Source organism: Infirmifilum tikiterense (assembly GCF_054696565.1).
Map to the genome: position 1 here is coordinate 704,455 of NZ_CP182482.1, position 18,874 is coordinate 723,328.

An 18,874-nucleotide genomic window follows, 5' to 3' on the forward strand; every position below is an offset into this window, starting at 1 on the left:
GCAGGTAACGAAGAGTTATGGTAATCGATAAAGCCCGCCAGATACTGGAGAATGGCTACGTCCTTTGCGACTGGTGCCTAGGGCGGCTTTTCGGGCTCAGGGGCTCCGGCATAAGCAATGCAGAGAGAGGCCGCGCAATAAAGACGCTACTATTCATGGAGGCTTACAAAAGCTCACCCCGTGAAGTAGACGTGAATCTTCTGAGGACACTTGCTGAAAGCGGGTACGAGCCGGCCCGCAACGCTCTCGTTAGCCTAGGGCTGGAGGCTCCTTCTCATTCGCGGTGTTATTTATGTGGAGGGATCTCGTCCAGGTACGAAGAACTAGCGGAGCGCGCTTATAACGTAGCCAGCGAATACGAGTTCTCAACGTTTCTTGTGGGCGTCCGCCTGCCCTACCGGCTGATCAAAAAGGAAGAGGAACTGTGGCGGCGCTTCGAGCTAAGAGACGCCGAGTCCCTGAAAAACGAAATCAGTAGGGAAGTCGGAAAGATTTTTTCCAAAAAAACGGGGAAGCAATACGATCCGGAGAGACCCGACATCCTTCTAATCATAGACCTCGAGGGCGACGGAGTTGAAGTGCACCCCAGGCCGGTCTTTATATGCGGAAAATACCGGAAGCTGGTGCGAGGGCTCCCTCAGAACCCCTGGCCATTCTCCGACGAAAGGATAAAATTCAACACATCGATAGAGGAGCTGATCGCGAAGCCCACGCTATCGCTATTTGAGGCTCATGACGCTAAGTTTCACGCAGCCGGTCGTGAGGACATCGATGTGAGGACGCTTGGCAAGGGTCGGCCCTTCGTTTTAGAGGTCCGCAAACCTAAAAAACGCTTCGTGGACCTCAGGAAGCTCGAGGAAATCATAAACTCCTCGGCACAATCCCTCATAGAAGTGCATGCCCTGAGCTACTGCGATAAGGACAGTGTCAAGAAGCTAAAAGGCCTCGCGGAGGTTGCCAGAAAAGTCTACAGGGCTATCGTCACCTTCATGGAACCCGTTACGGATGAGGACATTGAGAGAATAAATGTAGCTTTCAAAGAAACAGTGGTTGAGCAGCGTACACCTCTCAGGGTGCTTCATAGGAGAGCGGATAGGCTGAGGAGGAAGGTAGTTTACAAGGTAGTAGCAAGAAAGCTTTCCGAACACGACGTGGAGATAATAATCGAGGCCCAAGGTGGCTTTTACATAAAAGAGTTTATTCATGGTGATCAAGGGAGGACAAACCCGAGCATTGCGGGACTTATAGGCAAAAACGTTGAAAGGATCGAGCTTGACGTAATAGATATTGATTAATATTGATTAATGGTGAATTATTCCCTTTAAGCGCTCCCGGTTTTTGCCTCCTCGGCTCTCCCTAAGAACGGCACAATGTGCTCTGGAGTCGTAATGATTTTCTTAGTCTTCCCGCCAACCTGCACTTCGATGACGTACGCTCTTCCCCTCTGCTCCACGACCTTACCAACTTTTCCCTGGTACCTACGGTGGGGCGCCGTCTCGATAAAGGTGGGATTAACGTCTATGACGACTAGTTCTCCTTGACTGTATTCGCGCATTAGCCGGCTCAGGCCCCTACAGCCCCTGGTTCTTGGCGTGTACCTGAACACTTTCCTACTGCGTGTCCTATACCCGTGAGAGTGCCTCATACATCAACCCCTTCTCACCAGCCACACTTCAATTTATAACGTTTTCTATAGGCAACCCTTAAGATAGTGAGAAGGTGCGGGGGCCGGGATTCGAACCCGGGCAGGCCGACGCCAGCGGAGGTCTTATCCTTTACGGGATCCTAAGTCCGCCCCCTTTGTCCTAGCTCGGGCACCCCCGCACATCAAGCAACGATTCTTCAGAGGAAGTAAAATACTTTTCCACGCACCGGTCCTTAGGTCACATGCCCTCTATTTGCCTGATGTACTCCTCCTCGTCAGTCGTTGTTATCTCCTGCCTCAGACTGAGCTGGGCCTCAATCATCTTCTTGCGCTTTATCTGTCTCGTAACATAGCCTGCGATCTGGTTCCGTAGCTTCTTTGAAGGTACGTGAAGTAGTTCGGCCACTTTAGCCTTGTTGTACTCGAAGTCCGTTGTAAAGCTGTCACCGAATTTTTCCACAAGCATTCGAGCTGTCCTCTTCACCAGTTTTATCCTGACGTTTCCCATCCAGCACCCTTTTTCGGATACCTTGAGGCGCGTTTAAATACATTTCCTTGCTAAGCATCCGCCCGGTAACAGCCTAAGAGGAACACTTTTGGTAAAATCTCTTTATGCTCTAAAAGTGAATAAATTTTTAAATTACGTGCCAATGTAATTTATCAAAAGTGTTTCAGTATGTCGGCAAAGAAGAAAGAGCATGAAATACCGCTAGCACCTATAGATAGGATTCTCCACCAGGAAGGAGCTGAGCGGGTAAGCGAAGAGGCTACCGTACTTCTGAGAGACTTCATCGAGAAACTGGCACGGGAGATCGCCCGTGAAGCTATAGATGCCTCAAAACACGCGGAGCGAAAAACGGTAAATGAAGAAGACGTGAAGTTTGCTATAAGCAGGCTTCAAAGAATCCTCTGCTCCCACATTGTTGTTTAAAAACCTCAGCCATCCACTCGAAAACTTCTCGCATCTAGAATACGCGGAATGGTAAAACATTAATGCAACATATTTACAAAACTTCACCGGTTGACAGAAAGCTATGTCTGGTGACCGGAAAGGCTACATCGCGAAGATCTCGGGACCCGTTGTAATAGGAAAGGGTATCAGCGACATCAAGCTCGGCGAAGTCGTGTACGTGGGTAACGAGGGCCTCCTAGGCGAAGTCGTCAGGGTGGGTCAGGACTACTTCGCGGCACAGGTTTATGAGGACACAAGCGGGCTCCGCCCCCGCGAACCCATCACGGGTACAGGAAAGCTGTTGGTAGCGGAGCTCGGCCCAGGGCTCATGTCGAGCGTGTTCGACGGAGTCCAGAGGCCACTAGAGAGCATAAGGGAGCTCGTAGGGCCCTTCGTGAAGAGAGGTGTCAAGGTCAACCCCCTTCCTAGGAATAAGAAGTGGCACTTTGTACCAAGGGTCGAGAAAGGCGTCAATGTAGGCTCCGGGGACATCATCGGCACTGTACAGGAAACGCCCCTCATAGAGCACAGGATAATGGTCCCTGTTGGTATTGAGGGCAGGCTGCGTGAAGTAGCTCCTGAGGGCGACTACACCGTCGAAGACGTCGTCGCCGTTGTCGAGTCAGACGGTAGGACATACGAGCTAACAATGAAGCAGGAGTGGCCTGTGAGGCAGGCGAGGCCGTACAAGGAGAGGTTGACGAGCGAGGTGCCCCTTTTGGTGGGGCAGCGAGTAATAGACACGTTTTTCCCGATAGCCAAGGGCGGCGCCGGCGCTATACCTGGGGGCTTCGGCACCGGGAAGACGGTTACGCTTCACAAGGTCGCGATGTACAGCGACTCCCAAATAGTCATCTACATCGGTTGCGGTGAGCGTGGTAACGAGATCGCGGAGATGCTCATGGAGTTCCCGAGGCTCACTGACCCGAAGTCTGGTCGCCCAATCATTGAGAGATCGATAGTGATAGCTAACACCTCTAACATGCCCGTCTCCGCTAGGGAAGCCTCGATCTACATGGGCATCACGCTGGCGGAGTACTACCGGGATCAGGGATACGACGTAACGCTCATAGCGGACTCGACGAGCAGGTGGGCTGAAGCCTTGCGTGAGATAGCCGGGAGGCTAGGAGAGCTCCCTGTCGAGAGAGGGTATCCGGCCTACCTTCCCGATAAAATAGCGGAGTTCTACGAGCGAGGTGGTCGAGTAAAGCCCCTAGGCTCACCCGAGAGAAGCGGCTCTGTGACTGTGCTGGGGGCTGTGTCGCCGCCGGGAGGTGACTACAACGAACCAGTAACGATACACACTTTGAGGTTTGTCGGGGTCATGTGGGCTCTGGACACCGACTTGGCCTACAGGAGGCACTTCCCGGCTATAAACTGGCTGAGAAGCTTTAGCCAGTACGCGGACATAGTTGAGCGGTGGTGGGTTAAAAACGTTTCACCTGAGTTCCCGCAGTACAGGCGGAGAGCCCTGCGGCTCATGACTGTTGCTAGCGAGATAGAAGCCATAGCTTCGGTGGTGGGAGAGGGGGCACTGCCGGACGACCAGAGGCTGATACTTCTGACGTCGGAGATAATAAAAGAGGGCTTCCTGCGGCAAACAGCTCTCTCGGGGGAAGACATCTTCTGCAAGCCTGAGAAGCAGTACTGGCTCCTCAAAATGATGATAGACTTCTTCGACAAAGCATATGAGCTGATTAAGAAGAGAGTATCGATAGAGGAGATAACGAAGCTCCCCGAAGTGTACGAGATGATGCGCGTGAAAGAAGACGAGAGAGGCCTGGAGGCCGTGAAAGAGCTATATAACCGAGTAATGGCTAAACTAGACGAGATCGCACAACGGCACGGTGTTCAAATAACGGCTGAAAGCGGGGTGGTGGCCGGTGCCTGAGGAGATCCTCACTACCATTATCGAACGCTACCCCGGAAAAATCTACCGAGGCGTGCGAGAGATACGCGGCAGCCTGCTCATCGTGGACGGCATCGAGGACGCTGCTTACGACGAGGTCGTGAAAATATACGGTAGAGACCATAGAGAGAGGTTCGGAAGAGTCCTGGAAACGAGCATTGGTAACGCTGTGGTCCAGGTCCTCGGAGACAGGGAAGGCCTCGAGACAGACACTCTAGTGAAATTCACAGGATCCACGTTCAAGATCAGAGTCTCTGAAGACGTTCTAGGCAGAATCTTTAACGGTAGATTCGAGCCGATCGACGGGCTACCCCCCATCATGACGGGTGAGATGAGGGAGATAACCGGCGAACCGATAAACCCGGTCGCGAGGGAGTACCCCCACGACTTCATCCAGACCGGCATCTCGGTTATCGACGGTCTCTTCAGCCTGGTGCGTGGTCAGAAGCTACCAATATTCAGCGTCTCAGGCCTGCCCCACAACCTACTCGCGGCGCAGGTTGCAAGACAGGCGACTGTTAGAGGCGAAGGCGAGCGCTTTGCCGTGGTTTTCGCCGGCATCGGTCTAAGGAAGACGGAAGCCGAGTTCTTCATGGAGCAGTTCCGTGAAACCGGGGCCATTGAGAGGCTAGTAGCTGTTCTCAACATGGCTGACGACCCAGCAGTAGAGCGCCTTATGACCCCGCGCATCGCCCTCACGGTGGCGGAGTTCCTGGCCTTCGACCTCGACATGCACGTACTGGTAATAATGTCCGATATGACTAACTACTGCGAAGCCCTCCGGGAGGTAAGCTCCGCGAGGGGCGAGATCCCCGGCAGGATGGGTTACCCAGGATACATGTACAGCGACCTCGCGACGATCTACGAGAGAGCGGGCATAATAAAGGGCAAGAAAGGCAGCATCACGCTCTTCCCGATACTCACCATGCCGGGAGGGGATCTGAGACACCCCATCCCGGACCTTACCGGCTACATCACCGAGGGGCAGATCTTCCTAAGCCAGGAACTCTACGCCCAGGGCATATACCCACCAGTGAACGTTTTGCCGAGCCTCAGCAGGCTGATGAAGGCTGGGATAGGCGAGGGCAAGACCCGAGAGGACCACAGGTACCTCGCGGATCAGCTCTACGACGCGTACTCAAGAGGTGTGAGGGCTAGGGACCTAGCCAGGATAATCGGTGAAATCGGGCTCAGTGAGAGGATGAGAAGATTCCTGAAGTTCGCAGAGGAGTTCGAGAACTACTTCGTGAGCCAGTCCTTCAACGAGAACAGGAGCGTGGAAGAGACGCTGGACAGAGGGTGGAAGGTGCTTTCAGTGCTCCCGGAGGAGGAGCTCGTCAGGATCCCAAGAAGGCTCATCGAGAAATACCACCCAGCTTACAGGAGCTAAGGGTACCGGAAATGCTGAGTGAGCTTGCTTTTCTACCTGCCTCCAGAGGAACCCTCCAGGTGCTGCGGCGGAGGCTGGAGCTAGTTAAAAGGGGTAAAGATGTTTTACAGATGAGGAGAGACCAGCTCGCCAAAGAGTTACTGGGTATAATGGACGAGCTACAGAAAAGACCACAGGCAGAGGACGAGTTCATAGAGGCGTCCCGCCGAGCTGCCATTATGAGGATGGCCCGAGGCGAGTACGACTTCAGATCCACCGCGTCGCTTGTTCGACCGCCAAAGATAACAAGCATCATTGTCAGCTACCAGGGCATACCCGTGCCCCAGGCCAGGATCGCTGAGGACCCCGACTTCTCGCAAATAACCGACCCGGACTACCGGGAGGCTATCGAGCACCTGTGGAACGCCGTCAAGACGATGATCGATGTCGCCAACAAGGAGCTCGCCGTTGAGAAGATAAGCGACCAGCTCCTCTACATAAACAGGGTCGTGAACAGCCTCGAGAAGAACCTCATTCCAGCCCTCACCGACGTCCTGAGAAGAATAGAGGAGCGGGTCATCGAAGAAGAGCTTGAAGACTTCGTCCGGGTAAAACTCCTAGGGGGTGGCTAGGAGTGGAGTCGTACATAGCCGTCAGAGCTCACGGCTTGAAGTCAAGGCTACTCAAAAAACAGGACTATGAAGCCATCCTGAGCGGCGAGAAGAAGCTCTACGAGCTAAAGGACTACACCCTGATATCCGATCGGGACTCTCTGGAAGAAGTCCTCGAGAAGATATACAGGGTTTATGTCCTGAGGATTGCAACGCTCGCGAAGCCCGACAGGGTCCTGGGGCAGTTCGCCTACGCCCTCTTAGACCGGCTAGAGGTCGAGAACGCCAAGATCCACCTAAGGTACATACGAGGCGCCCAAAGGCCTGTCATATACTACCCGTACGGGCGGCACATAGGCCCTGCGAGGCTCTCCCAGATTAGAACAGAGGGGGGTCTATGGGAGGAGCTGTCGAAGACACCCCTTCAAGCTCCAAGTGCTCCGAGCTTCTCAAGCGGCCTCGAGGCGGAGCGCGAGGCTTTGCTGGAACTGCTGCATTACAAGTACCTGCTAAACACTCTCAAAGAACTCCCCGTAAGCAAGGAAGAGAAGGAAGACCTGGAAGCTCTCATAACAGAGGAAGTATCTCTAAAGATGGTCGTATGGTCCAGGACGCTTAGCCAAGGCATCGTTGAAAAGCTCGCTCAAGAGTACTTCACGGGTTACAGAATCGTGCCACCTCAACTCCCAGAGGATTGGAGCTCGATGAAGCTTACAGAGTTACTTCTTCAAATCCAGAGAACAGTCATCTCCAGAGCTGAGCAGATAGCCATGAAGCATTCAATAGACCTTGCGTATGTATACTACTTCAACCACTTGGCTCTTGCAGAGGCGAATAACCTCGAGCGAATTCTCCTGGGGAAAGAGATAAGACTCCCAGAGGAAGTAATTCAAAGAAACCTAGTCATTGTCGTTTAAGTTCTATCCTTATATTTTTCCTAGAATCAGTATAGCTACTAGTAGACCATAGATCGCGATACCTTCAGCTAAGCCGCCCATGATAAGTATCCATGTTGAAAGCTCAGGTTTTTCAGCGGCCGCGGCGAAGCCAGCGGTAGCTACACTTCTCAGCGCTATACCCGAAGCTATTGTGGATCCTATTACAGCTAATGCACTTGCCAGCATGGCTAAAGCTGCTGGCAGGTCTAGTGGGCGTGCTTCCTGGGCTGGTAGACCTGGCTGAAGGATCTTAGTCGAAGCCGAGGCAAGCACGGATATCGATGCTATCAGTACAGCCATGTTCACAGCGAGCAATACCAGAGCTATCTTCTTGCTCTTCATAACAAGCCCCATTTTTTAATCATATATAAAAATGTTATTCCCTTACCATTTCTGCAGTTGCAGCTATTGGTTTAAACTTGATCCCTTCTCCTTTGAAGAACTTCGTGGAAAACTCGTAGTAGGTTAGCCTCATCGCCTGGATTCCGACCGCTAGGGCCTCGATTGCCAGCACAAGGAAGTTTGCCACAAGGAAGCTGACAGTCTCGCCTGCAAACGGCGCCATGTTTTCAGCCAGTATCCCAAAGGCCTCGTGGGCCATCGCGAAGGCGGCTAGACGTATGTAGGAGAGTGAGTTAGCTGGAAACGCTATGAGCATCTCGATAACCTCTGACATCGCGTGCATCAGCCTCTCTTTATGTCCAGTGAATTTTGCCTCGTAAAAGCTGAGGCCTAAAACGCCGATTAAAGCTCCCACTACCAGCCAAAGGAGTACTACCACATCGGGTGAGCTGAGGACAGCGAAGTTGAAGCCGCTTGAGGCTAGCTTGTAGGCTATCATGACGCCAGACGCGTAGAACAGTATGCCCATTCCCCCCATTCCACTGAAAACTGCCCCAACTAAATCGCCGAACCTAACGAGGTTCACAACATTCAAAGTCATGGCGAGTAGCAGCTGTACTACGCCAAACCACAGCGCGATCGAGATAATCTCGTAGACATCGTGTATGGGGCTTATCAGCGGCGTCCCCAACTGCTTCAGGAAAAACATGAAGCCGTAAAGCACCCCGAAAACCATGCTCGAAGCCCCCGCGAGGGTAGCTAGGGCCCCCAGCGTGCCAGCGCTTTCCCGTTTAATCCCAAGCAGGGGGTACTTTGTTCTAATCAACCACAGGCCGAATAGCACCAGTAGAAGCCCCTGTCCTACATCACCGAACATCATCCCGTACATTACCGTGAAGAGAGCCGTGAAGATCAGCGTTGGGTCTATCTCCCAGTAGGCAGGAGTGCCGCGCATGGAAGTAAGCTTGTAGAGAAGCCCTCGAAGACCCCTGGTCTCCACGTACGTAGGAGCGTTCTCCCTTCTCGGCACGTCTTCAAACTTCATGTAAAGTATCCTTGAGACTCGCCGGGACAGCTCCTCTCTTAAGGTGGCACTGAACTTGGCAGGCACGTAGCCCTCCACCACTGTGATCCTCCTGCTCCGGAACACCCTCACCTGGCTGAGCAGAGGCTGAGCGCGGTGCATTACTTCCAAGGCCTGCTCGTACGAGAGGTATTCCCTCACTTTTATCAGAATGTCTTTCAGCACCACAAGCTGAGCACTAAGCTTAGCTGGCATCTCCTCGTAAGGTAGCTCTAAAATATTCTTCAAATTCTCGTTTAAATACTTGATTTCCTCCCCAATAGCGTCAACACTACTTATTAGGTCTCGGAGGAATGTGAATCTCTCTTCCTCCGGTAAAGGTCTGGGAGAAATCTCCGAGAAAGCGGCTTTAAGCAAACCGACAAGCTCCTTTAAATCGGCGTCGTTTAGATGCTCAGCCACTTTTTCTAGGCTCACTTTGTGGTGCTTTAAAGCTGTCATAATGGTCTTCGCCACTATTGAATTCCTCAAAGATTGTTCCCGCCGTTCGATGTCCTGCAGCATTTCTTTGATCTTCTCTGGACTGCACGCAGAGGTGTAAACGAGCGCTTTGTAGCGAGCTCGCAGAGCGCTGGCCAGGCTCTCGGAAACAGTGGTTGGTACTGCTAAGACGCACCCGAACCCCCAACCTATGCTTTCCGATGCTAGAATGCTGGCTCCGTAAACACTGCAGGCATCAGCCTTACAGAACTCTTGGAGCGCGTCTTCCCCGTAAGCGGCAAGAAGTGCATCACAACCCGCCTCGAGTTTGTCCAAAGCTTTTGCCAATAGAGCCTTAACTCCGAGGTATTTGTAAAACGCCTGGATCTCTTCCATAATCGTGCTAGCCTCTTTTTTCGCAGGAAGTGAAGACAGTGCTTTTTCTAGATCGCGTTGTGACATTACGTTTTCCTTGAGTATATTCTTTACGAAGGAACAGTACTCTTTGCCCAGACCAATCTTAGATAGTTGGAGCGCGTCTTCTTTACATGCCTTGAGCGCTAGCTTAAGCGATGCGATCGTGTAAACCATGTCCTCTAGGAGCTCTCTCTTCTGGCGAAGCTCTCTAACAGCTCTATACGCGTTACCTATCACCTCCAGCCTGGAAGCCCTCTCGAACTCGACGGCGTCCCGAAGAACTCCCGCCACCTCGAGGAGCAAATCGTACAAATCTTTTCTGAGCCTCGCCTCCTCCTCCTCAATCTTCCTGAGGACAGTCTCTGGTTTATCGAAGAACCATTCCGGCAGATCGAACTTTATAGAGTACAATCTTTTTACCTCTTCAACCTTACTCTGAAGCTCTCTCCTGTAGATCAGCAGTAAAGCGTGCTCGAAGCTCGAGACTCTCCCTCTGCGGACGATGACCCCGAGGGCAAGAAGGGAGGATATCGCGTCGCTGAGATTTTCATCGGCAACGAAGATTAAGTCGGTTACAAGCCCCAGCTTTTCCTTACCTATATCCTCCGGCGAGACTCCTATCTCATACAGCCTCTCTGCAAGCCTTTTAAGTTTCTGGAGATTGTAGAGGCCTTCAACCTTCTCCTCGACTCGCCTTAGCAGAATATCGTCGCGCCTTAGCACTTTTCTCGCGACCTCGAGAGCCTCTTCAACGTTCAGGGTCTGCGGTGTGATCTTGCCCTCGAGAACGTCTACGAGGAGAGGGGGAAGCACGCCTCTAGCCTCGATAGTAGGTTCCAGGTGAACGCTTCCAACTGCCGCCAGAGCATCTAGAAGGTTAACCTCGTACTCTGAGGGGACAGCGATTCTGAACCTCTGCACAGCTTCTGGCACAATCAAGCTTCATCCCAGAACTAGTTTTGGATAGCTAGTAATATAAAACTATTCAGGGTATTATGTAAAAAGAATGAAATATTCAGGCACTCCCTTTTGATCTCCTGCTCAGGAACTCGTCAACATACGCCTGATACTTGCCTTTTTTCCTCAAGAACTCCCCATACTTGTACAAGGCCCATAACGCCTTCACAGCTCTCTCAGGAGTCGGGTAAGAGGGCACACCGCCTTTATCAAACTCTCTGCGCTCCAGGATAGCGGCCTCGCTCCAGCCGGTGTCAACTGCTACGACAGGCTTCGAGAACCCGCTAGCGATCTTAGCCAGCTCGCGCGCCAGCTCGACGGGGTCAGGAATACCCGGGACCTGGTGGAGAGCTAGCACGGCTACCGCGTCAACCTCATCGCTCTCCAGGAGCACCCTCGTGGTAGCTATAAACATCTCGCTGGTAGCAGATCCGGTTATGTCTACGGGGTTCGAAACCTGTGAGAACTCAGGTAGAAGGCCTTTCTTCCTCATTTCTTCAAGCCTGGCTCGCGCGTCTCCAGTTAGTTCGGGGACCTGTAAGCCGAGGGTCTCAGCCATGTCCGTGGCCATGACTCCGGCACCTCCCCCGTCGGTCACTATTGCGAGCCTCGGACCTGCTGGAGGTGGTTGGCTTACGAAGATTTTAGCAAAGTCGAAGAGCTCTTCAATATCGTAGGCCCGGATTACCCCAGCCCGCCTGAAGGCAGCCTCGTAGACCTCGTCTGTCCCGGCGAGCGAGGCGGTGTGAGATGCCGCGGCGCGCCTGCCAGCTTGGGTGCGGCCGGCCTTCAGCGCTATGCTAGGCTTCTTCTGGGCAACTTCCTCTGCGACTTTAATGAACTCTCTCCCTCTTTTAATGCTCTCGAGGTAGAGGAGGATAACCCACGTGTTGTTTTCATCCTTGAGGGCTTGTAGAAGTTCGACCTCGTCGACGTCGGCTTTGTTTCCTACGCTGAAAAAGTACGAAAGCCCTATTCCCTCACCGTACATGTAGTCCAAGGCGGCGGTTCCGACGGCGCCACTCTGCGAGATCAAAGCCACGTGTCCACGTGCAGGTCTAGGAGCGCTCAGCACTTTTCGCCCATCACTCAGCTGCTTGTAGTATGGCAGGAATATCGTGTCAACACCGCTCCACGGCGAAAATATCCCCACGCAATTAGGCCCAAGTACTCTGATGCCGCTTTTCCTAGCTTCACGCTTGACTTCCTCCTCTAAGTCAAACCTACCAACCTCGCTGAAACCCGATGAGATTATCACCGCTGCATTTACCCCCTTTTCGCCTAGCTCCCTCATAACCTGCGGAACAAGCCTAGCCGGTACGACGATCACAGCGAGATCCACGTCGGAGGGTAATTCACTAATGCTCTTGTAGACCTTTACTCCAAGAATCGTGTCGGCGTTCGGGTTCACGGGGTACACGGGGGCTTTAAGGACGCCTTTTGCGCGGCTCTCCAGTAGGAGCCTTAATATCACGTGCCCAGGCTTATCCTCCTCACGCGACGCACCGATCACGGCCACTCCACTGGGTTCAAAGAACGGTTTCATGTTGCTGATCATGCAATGCACGCTCAACACTTTCACCTGAAATTAAAAGATATTTATTTTGGCAAACGAAATAACTAAAACATTAGATATTTTTCAAAGTATCTCGGAGATATGAAGATACTAAATAAAAATTCACATATGTGATTTACCTTAATTCTCGTAGGAAATGGTATTATTTTTTAGATTTAAAATAGATATTCGCAGTTTTTCAAAAGAATCACTTTCGGTGTACTCTATGGTTCAAATATAAATGCGCTTAGAGGAGCTGTGTACTGATACTTCATGGTTACTCCCGTATCTGCGAAACGTGTGAACGAGGTAAGGAGGCTTGAGGAGAAGTACCTTGCAGACCTTGACTGGGAGAAGCACGAGAACGCCAACCACAACGTCAGCTACAGCAACTTCAGGAACTACATCTTCGAGAAGCTCGTCGAGACTCCCGAGGTGCTGAGGGACTACCTGCCGCCGCGAGCCGTCGAGCAGCATTACCGGGGTGACATCCACATACACAAGCTACCTGACAGCCTCTGGATCCCCTACTGCGCCGGCTGGAGCTTCAAGAAGATACTCCAGCTCGGGCTCAAGACACCTACTATAGTCTCCGCGCCTGCCAAGCACCTCGACACGGCTGTGGCCCACCTGACAAACTTCTTCTTCATGGGTGCCCAGGAGTGGACCGGGGCCCAGGCCGTCAGCGCGTTCGACCTCTACGTCGCCCCCTTCGTGAGGCATGACGGAGCCGACTTCACCAGGGTGAAGCAGACCCTGCAGGGGATGCTCTTCGAGCTCAACTACCCCGCAAGGGCCGGCTACCAGAGCCCCTTCACGAACATAACCCTCGTCTTGGACACGAGCAAAGACATGCTCGAGGGAGAGGCCCTCGTAGGCGGCAGGAAGGTCGGAAACCTGGGCGACTACGTCGACGAGGCGATCGCAGTGGACAAGGCCCTCTTCCAGCTCTACTCCGAGGGCGACGCCCTGGGCCAGCCCTTCACATTCCCAATACCTACCCTCATGCTCACCAAGAACTTCGACTGGAACGGCAGGAGGTGGGGTGACCTCACGGACCTCATATTCGAGGCCCTTGCCAGGAAGGGGTCGGCGTACCTGCTCAACGGGTACGCGAGCAACGTTGAAGCACTGTACGCGATGTGCTGCAGGCTGACCATCGACGTGAACCACGTGGTCTCCAAGAGCAACGGAACCTTCACGCTCCGGCTCGACAAGGCGTCGCAGGAAGACGCCCTAGAGAGGTTCCTCAAATCCAGGGAGAACTCGAGGACGTACGGCATCTGGGCCCTGCCAGATGCGACGGGCAGTATCGGCGTGGTCACCCTTAACATGCCCAGGCTCGCCTTCCTCAGCCGGGGCGAGTGGGGGGTCTTCGAGGAGCTCCTCGCGTCCCTCCTCGAGAGCTCCAGGAGCGTCCTCCTCACGTGGCGCAGGAGATACGCTCAGACGCTGAAGGCCGGGCTCATGCCGCTCACGAAGACCTACCTGGGGCACCTTGACCACCACTTCAACACGATCGGGATAATAGGCCTCCCGGAGGCCGCCGCCAACTTCATGAGGAACCCCATGGTGTGGCTGGAGGGCTCCCAAAGGGAGATGGCCGAGGCCGTGGAGGTAGAGAAGAAGATGGTCTCGCTGGTCAGGAAGTATGCGGAGGAGTTCGAGGAGAAGGACGGCTATCTCTACAACGTCGAGGAGATCCCGGGCGAGAGCACGGGCTACAAGCTGGCTAAGCTGGACGCCGAGGCGTTCAAGGAGGAGTACAGGCGCGGCGAGCTCTTGATACCCTCAGACGGTCAGAGCCCGTTCTACAGCAACAGCATAGTGCCGTACTACGCTGACGTGCCCATATACCAGCGCGCGACCTGGGAGGGAGAGGTTCAGCAGGAGTTCACGGGCGGCGTGATGATGCACCTCTTCCTCCACGAGCAGCCCGATCCTAAGGCCCTCAGGAACCTCGTCCACCGCATTGCGACGAACACGAAGGTCGTGTACTTCAGCATAACCCCGACAATCACCGTCTGCAAAAGGTGCGGGAGGAGCGTAACCGGCTACCTCGAGGCCTGCCCACACTGCGGGAGCAATGAGCTGGAGCACTGGAGCCGCATAGTCGGCTACTACCGCCCCGTCAGCAACTGGAACCCGGGCAAGAAGGCAGAGTTCAAGCTGAGGGTAACTTACTAATCTCTACAGGAGAGACTCTACTTCTATCCCTTTTCTCCTCATCCTCGCGCCTACAGGTTTCTCTACAGGGTAGAACCTACAGCTGAAGATGCTCAGTAGTTTCCCGTCGAAAAACCATCGGTAGCCCTCTGGAAATGGCTCGTGAGCCCTAACTATTAGTCTGAGGCCGCTTTCCTGGAGGAAACGTTCAACGGGACCTCGGCCGAAAACATACACCCCCCATCCCCTGATGCTCGGAGCAAAGTCGTCTACATCTTCACTGGGGTCGTTCCATAGCATCTGAAACGCGACATCGTTTAATTGCCCTCTTGGTATGCTAAGCACCTGCGCAGGCGTCCTTAAGTCCTTTGCTATTCCGCCATGCACGGCAAAAACCTCACCGTTCACGACTGCGGCCAAGCTCAGATAAGAGAACAGTTCCTCGAAGTCCCTATAGGTAGCGTAACCATAGGTCATTGCTACTGCTGAGTAGAAGCCGTACTCCATGTTCATCTCCCTGGTCTCGTGATTTCCCCGAAGTAGGAAAACCCTGTCAGGAGTGGAGGCTTTGGCGAGTAAGAGTAGTTCGATGTTCTCGATCTGGTAAGGGCCTCTGTCCACGTAGTCTCCAAGGAACACCTTCACTTTGGCGTCGCGCCTCAGAGCATTGACCGTGGATTCAACGTCGCCGTGAGTATCTCCCACAAAAAGCACGTCATCCTCTTCGACTACGAGTAGCTGGCTCTCAGACCTTAAAATACCCTTAACGTCGTCGATCAGCTCAAGCAGTAGACTCTCAGGAAGCACGCCAGGCTTTCGGATGAATTCCTCCAGAATCTTTCTGTAGTCAGGCACCTTCGCTGCCTCCCTCTAGCACCAGCCCTCTACAGTACACCACTCCTCTAACCCTGCGGATAAAGTTTGGGCATGAGTAGCACTGAAGGAAGGATACCCGTCTCTTGAGAACAGGGCAGTCTACAGCTTCCTTCTTCATCTCGCCCAGCATCTTCTTCGACACAGCTTTCTCAAGCTGTTCAACGAGAGTTTTTTCAACACGCATAGCTTTCTCGAGCTTTACCACCGGAACCTCGTATCTATAGTCCTTTGAAGCCATACGCACACCCTTACCAGGCAATCTAAATATTTCTGTCGTGCGCTTGCCCCTAAGGTTAACTATAAATCGAGGCCAATTACCAGACTAGCTGTGAGCGATATAGCGTGGCTTGTATACTCACTGCTCGACGCCCTCTTCGCAGCTTTAGCAACAATCTTCGCTAAAATGGGCTTGTCACGGGTCGATCCTGTGGTCGTCACAGGCCTCCGCTCGATAGTAATGATGGCTTTCACGGTCTCTGTAATGCTGTTGATAAGAGATAAAGCCCTCATAACGAGCCTGACAACCCGCGAGACCCTATTCATAATTCTGAGCGGGGTGGCGGGCGCTCTCTCCTGGCTTCTCTACTTCGTTGCGCTGCAGTACGGTAAAGCAGTGAACGTCGCGGTGGTAGACAGATCCAGCATACTTTTCATCATTGTCCTCGCCGCTTTAGTTCTCGGCGAGGAAATCACCATTAAAAAGGCGGTCGCTGCAGGGCTTGTGCTCGTCGCGTTAGTGTTGATTTCCACGTGACTCTACGGGTCTCACGATGATTTTCTTCAACTCCCGCCTCATCCGCCAGTAGTGATACTCGATAGCCAGGATCACTATCAACACTACTAGAGTTATCGCTCCGACAACGATAGCTATGAAGTCCATCATGCCTAATACTATTTCTGCCACATTTTCGTTTAAACCAGGGGTGGTATAATTCCATGTCTCTGAAAAACGTGGTACTCGTCCGGCCCGGCGAGCTCACTGTAAAGGGTCACGAGACGAGGAAGCGCTTTGAGTCGCTTCTCGTGAGGAACATGGAGGATGCACTTCACTCGGAGGGCCTCCAGGCGGAAGTAAGGAAAGGCTACGGGCGCTTTTACGTCTACGGTCCCCCAGAGTCGTTTAGTGTCCTGTGCAGGGTCTTCGGCGTAAAGTCCCTATCCCCAGCCGTAGAGGTCGAGTTCCGGGACATCGAGGATCTTATAAGCAAAGGCGAAGAGTACTTTAAGGAGAAAGTTCGCGGCAAAAGCTTTGCGGTCAGAGCAAGGCGGACCGGGGACCATCCATTTACCTCAATGGACGTTAACAAGCTCCTCGGAGAAAGGTTGCTGAAGTACGCGAGGAAAGTAGACCTCGAAACCCCAGAGGTTGAAGCCTACGTTGAGGTCAGGGACAAGAAAGCTTACTTCTTTACGGAAATCGTCAAGGCATACGGTGGCCTCCCCATAGGAAGCGAGGGGAAAGTGGTAGCCCTCGTCTCCGGGGGTTTCGACTCACTTGTAGCTGCGTGGATGGCCCTTAAGAGAGGTGCAGAAGTCGAGTTCTTGTACCTCAACATGGGCGGCCAGGTCTCGAAATACTACGTCACAAGAGCGGTGAAAACGCTAGCGGATAGGTGGTGCTACGGCTACTATCCCAGGCTGTTCATCGTGGACTTCTCGGGATTCATCAGGGAACTGCGTTCAAAGGTAAACCCAGGGCTTCTAGGAGTCGTGCTTAAGAGGTACATGTACAGGGCGGCTAACATCTTTGCCAGGAAAGTGGGTGCCGGCGGCATAGTTACAGGGGAAAACCTAGGCCAGATCTCCTCTCAAACTCTCAGCAATCTAAACGTCATAGACAAGGCGTCAGAGCTCGTCGTCCTTCGACCCGTCCTCTGCTTGGACAAAGACGAGATCGTTAGCCTCGCAATGGAAATCGGGACCTACGAGGCTTCGAGCACCGTTAAGGAAATATGCGGTGTGTACTCGGTGCACCCTAAAACGGCCTCAGAGATAGAGGAGGTGCGACGGGAGGAGGAGAAGATCGAGGAGAGCGTGTTCAGGGAAACTCTTGAGCGGGTTGAAGTAATCGACGTCCGCCGAACCAGGATCGAGGACCTCTGGAGCGGAAACTTCGTCGACCTTGACATCGACCACATACCCGAGGGAGCCACAGTGTTGGACGTGAGGCCAGCCGAGAAGTTCAAGCTAGAACACATTCCCGGAAGCATGAACGTGGATTACTGGAGTGTAGAGGAAGCGGTTAGTCGTATGGGGCGCGACAAAACGTACATCATCGTATGTGACGAAGGGGGGTTAAGCAGGGAAGCGGCTTACCGCCTCCGAACCCTCGGGTACAATGCTTACAGCTTGAAAGGAGGTATACGAGGCTTTAAGAGGAAGTCTCATCTTCGAGAAGCGCTAGGCGTTTCTTGAAGTACTCATCTGCTTTCTTCCATATATCATCCGGGACCGCTTTCTCGAAAGGAACCTCCTCGGAGTTTGCTAGGTCGAGCAGAAATCTGCATGTAAACTCGCCGATCAGCCTGAATGCGACTGGGTGGAGGTGCTCCACGCTATCTCTCACGGTGTGTATGTCGGAGCCACTACCGCTAGCGCGGAAAATGTTCACTGCAGGCACCTTCCACTTCCAGACAAAGGACGTGCTATCGCTACTCATGACATCCTCTGTGACGCTCAGGTTCACCCCCATCTCTTTCGCCTTCGATTCCACGTAGCTCCGCAGGGATTTCGAGCCGCTCACGATCGACGCAGACGAGCCCAGCGCGCCCCCGTGAACGTCTAGATTAACGACGAGGACCGTTTTCTTTTGCTCATCCTTGTGCTTCTCAACATAAGCCTGCGAACCTCTAAGTCCAAGTTCCTCGGCCCCGAAAAGCACAAACCTTACTGTCCTCTTTAGAGCCCGATCGGACAGGCTTTTAGCCAGCGCAACAGCGAGAGCTGCACCGCCCGCGTTATCGGTTGCGCCCGGGACGCCCAGAACGCTATCGTAGTGGGCTGTTACGAGAATGATCTCCTCAGGGTACTTGTAGCCGGTTTTCTCAGCTACGATGTTGTAGCTTAACGTATCCCTATACGTCTGCTCCAGAACTAGCCTAACTCTTTCGGCGGCCAGTAACTTTACGGCGTCCCTGTAGCTCACGTACACAGCGGGCAGATTTCCGAACTTCTCTCTCCACTCCCACGGGACAGAAACCCGGCTCAGGTCACGGTACGGCGTGCCCTCGGAGACCACGAGACCAGAGGCCCTTTTCGCTAGGAGCCTCCAGCTCTCAGCTGAAGGTCTCCCAGTGGCCAGCCCAACCCATCCGCTGTCACTTGGTATCAGCGCTCTGTCTGAGTTCTCGATGTACACGAGCCTAGCCTCGACTCCCGTAGTCTCGCCGCTGAACCCAATAGGGCTCGCCTGTACTCCTTCCTCGAATGGGCTCAGGACGGATAGTTCTGCCCGGTGAACCTCGTAAACCTTCACGTTGAACTCCTCGAGCTTAGGCGCGTACCCGCTATGGGTAAGCTCCTCCAAGATCAAGCCCCTGGCCTCTGCCTCGCCCTCGGTACCGGTGAAGCGTGGGCTCTGCGATAAACGCACGGCCAGCCCGTAAGCGTAGTCGTAGTCGAACATTGACTCAT

The 18,874-nt window shown here is 53.4% G+C and carries 18 protein-coding genes and 1 tRNA gene; 9 read left to right on the plus strand and 10 right to left on the minus strand.

Features of this window, described 5'->3' with window-relative positions; genetic code table 11:
• Positions 1-17 precede the first annotated feature (17 nt).
• The gene (locus ACNO7C_RS03865) at positions 18-1,295 is read left to right on the plus strand and encodes a tRNA pseudouridine(54/55) synthase Pus10 (protein WP_460025663.1); all 1,278 of its coding nucleotides are present in this window, start codon (positions 18-20) and stop codon (positions 1,293-1,295) included.
• A 26-nt stretch (positions 1,296-1,321) separates the two neighbouring features.
• Here the strand turns inward: ACNO7C_RS03865 and ACNO7C_RS03870 are convergent, their stop codons facing one another.
• The 3 genes from ACNO7C_RS03870 to ACNO7C_RS03880 form a co-directional block, all read right to left on the minus strand.
• On the minus strand, positions 1,322-1,645 hold the full coding sequence (locus ACNO7C_RS03870; protein ID WP_460025664.1) for a 50S ribosomal protein L21e: 324 nt from the start codon (positions 1,643-1,645) through the stop codon (positions 1,322-1,324).
• Between the two features lie 75 nt (positions 1,646-1,720).
• Positions 1,721-1,824, minus strand: a tRNA-Leu gene (locus ACNO7C_RS03875).
• Positions 1,825-1,883: 59 nt separating this feature from the next.
• A complete protein-coding gene (locus ACNO7C_RS03880; RefSeq protein ID WP_318538055.1) occupies positions 1,884-2,153 on the minus strand; it encodes a 30S ribosomal protein S17e in 270 nt (89 codons plus the stop codon).
• Positions 2,154-2,321: 168 nt separating this feature from the next.
• Here ACNO7C_RS03880 and ACNO7C_RS03885 point away from each other — a divergent pair, with 168 nt between their 5' ends.
• The 5 genes from ACNO7C_RS03885 (at position 2,322) to ACNO7C_RS03905 (ending at position 7,403) form a co-directional block, all read left to right on the plus strand.
• Positions 2,322-2,576, plus strand: coding sequence for a histone family protein (locus ACNO7C_RS03885; RefSeq protein WP_460025665.1), 255 nt, complete (start codon positions 2,322-2,324; stop codon positions 2,574-2,576).
• Positions 2,577-2,679: 103 nt separating this feature from the next.
• The gene (locus ACNO7C_RS03890) at positions 2,680-4,488 is read left to right on the plus strand and encodes a V-type ATP synthase subunit A (protein WP_460025666.1); all 1,809 of its coding nucleotides are present in this window, start codon (positions 2,680-2,682) and stop codon (positions 4,486-4,488) included.
• Positions 4,481-5,896 carry a V-type ATP synthase subunit B gene (locus ACNO7C_RS03895; RefSeq protein ID WP_460025667.1) on the plus strand — a complete coding sequence of 472 codons (1,416 nt, stop codon included), beginning with the start codon at positions 4,481-4,483 and terminating at the stop codon, positions 5,894-5,896. The genes ACNO7C_RS03890 and ACNO7C_RS03895 overlap by 8 nt, the downstream gene beginning before the upstream one ends.
• A gap of 11 nt (positions 5,897-5,907) precedes the next feature.
• Complete coding sequence (locus ACNO7C_RS03900) at positions 5,908-6,507, plus strand: V-type ATP synthase subunit D (protein WP_460025668.1); 600 nt, start codon at positions 5,908-5,910, stop codon at positions 6,505-6,507.
• A 2-nt stretch (positions 6,508-6,509) separates the two neighbouring features.
• Complete coding sequence (locus tag ACNO7C_RS03905; protein WP_460025669.1) at positions 6,510-7,403, plus strand: hypothetical protein; 894 nt, start codon at positions 6,510-6,512, stop codon at positions 7,401-7,403.
• A gap of 9 nt (positions 7,404-7,412) precedes the next feature.
• Here the strand turns inward: ACNO7C_RS03905 and ACNO7C_RS03910 are convergent, their stop codons facing one another.
• From ACNO7C_RS03910 to ACNO7C_RS03920, 3 genes are all read right to left on the minus strand, one after another.
• On the minus strand, positions 7,413-7,766 hold the full coding sequence (locus ACNO7C_RS03910; protein ID WP_460025670.1) for an ATP synthase subunit C: 354 nt from the start codon (positions 7,764-7,766) through the stop codon (positions 7,413-7,415).
• A 34-nt stretch (positions 7,767-7,800) separates the two neighbouring features.
• Positions 7,801-10,620 (minus strand): V-type ATPase 116kDa subunit family protein, encoded by a 2,820-nt coding sequence (locus tag ACNO7C_RS03915; protein WP_460025895.1) that lies wholly within the window; start codon positions 10,618-10,620, stop codon positions 7,801-7,803.
• A gap of 82 nt (positions 10,621-10,702) precedes the next feature.
• Positions 10,703-12,202, minus strand: coding sequence for an acetate--CoA ligase family protein (locus ACNO7C_RS03920; protein ID WP_460025671.1), 1,500 nt, complete (start codon positions 12,200-12,202; stop codon positions 10,703-10,705).
• Between the two features lie 270 nt (positions 12,203-12,472).
• On the opposite strand from ACNO7C_RS03920, the gene ACNO7C_RS03925 reads away from it, so the two are divergent.
• On the plus strand, positions 12,473-14,386 hold the full coding sequence (locus ACNO7C_RS03925; protein WP_460025672.1) for an anaerobic ribonucleoside triphosphate reductase: 1,914 nt from the start codon (positions 12,473-12,475) through the stop codon (positions 14,384-14,386).
• Between the two features lie 3 nt (positions 14,387-14,389).
• Here ACNO7C_RS03925 and ACNO7C_RS03930 read toward each other — a convergent pair whose 3' ends face one another.
• On the minus strand, positions 14,390-15,220 hold the full coding sequence (locus ACNO7C_RS03930; protein ID WP_460025673.1) for a metallophosphoesterase: 831 nt from the start codon (positions 15,218-15,220) through the stop codon (positions 14,390-14,392).
• Positions 15,213-15,479, minus strand: a complete 267-nt coding sequence (locus ACNO7C_RS03935) for a hypothetical protein (RefSeq protein ID WP_460025674.1) — start codon at positions 15,477-15,479, stop codon at positions 15,213-15,215. Before ACNO7C_RS03935 ends, ACNO7C_RS03930 begins: the two co-directional genes overlap by 8 nt.
• 90 nt (positions 15,480-15,569) lie before the next feature.
• On the opposite strand from ACNO7C_RS03935, the gene ACNO7C_RS03940 reads away from it, so the two are divergent.
• Positions 15,570-15,995, plus strand: coding sequence for an EamA family transporter (locus ACNO7C_RS03940; protein WP_460025675.1), 426 nt, complete (start codon positions 15,570-15,572; stop codon positions 15,993-15,995).
• Here ACNO7C_RS03940 and ACNO7C_RS03945 read toward each other — a convergent pair.
• A complete protein-coding gene (locus ACNO7C_RS03945) occupies positions 15,975-16,145 on the minus strand; it encodes a hypothetical protein (protein ID WP_460025676.1) in 171 nt (56 codons plus the stop codon). The two genes, ACNO7C_RS03940 and ACNO7C_RS03945, sit on opposite strands and share 21 nt — an antisense overlap.
• A gap of 32 nt (positions 16,146-16,177) precedes the next feature.
• Here ACNO7C_RS03945 and thiI point away from each other — a divergent pair, with 32 nt between their 5' ends.
• Positions 16,178-17,656 carry a tRNA uracil 4-sulfurtransferase ThiI gene (gene thiI, locus ACNO7C_RS03950; protein ID WP_460025677.1) on the plus strand — a complete coding sequence of 493 codons (1,479 nt, stop codon included), beginning with the start codon at positions 16,178-16,180 and terminating at the stop codon, positions 17,654-17,656.
• Here the strand turns inward: thiI and ACNO7C_RS03955 are convergent.
• On the minus strand, positions 17,613-18,866 hold the full coding sequence (locus tag ACNO7C_RS03955) for a M28 family metallopeptidase (protein WP_460025678.1): 1,254 nt from the start codon (positions 18,864-18,866) through the stop codon (positions 17,613-17,615). The genes thiI and ACNO7C_RS03955 overlap by 44 nt on opposite strands.
• Positions 18,867-18,874 lie beyond the last annotated feature (8 nt).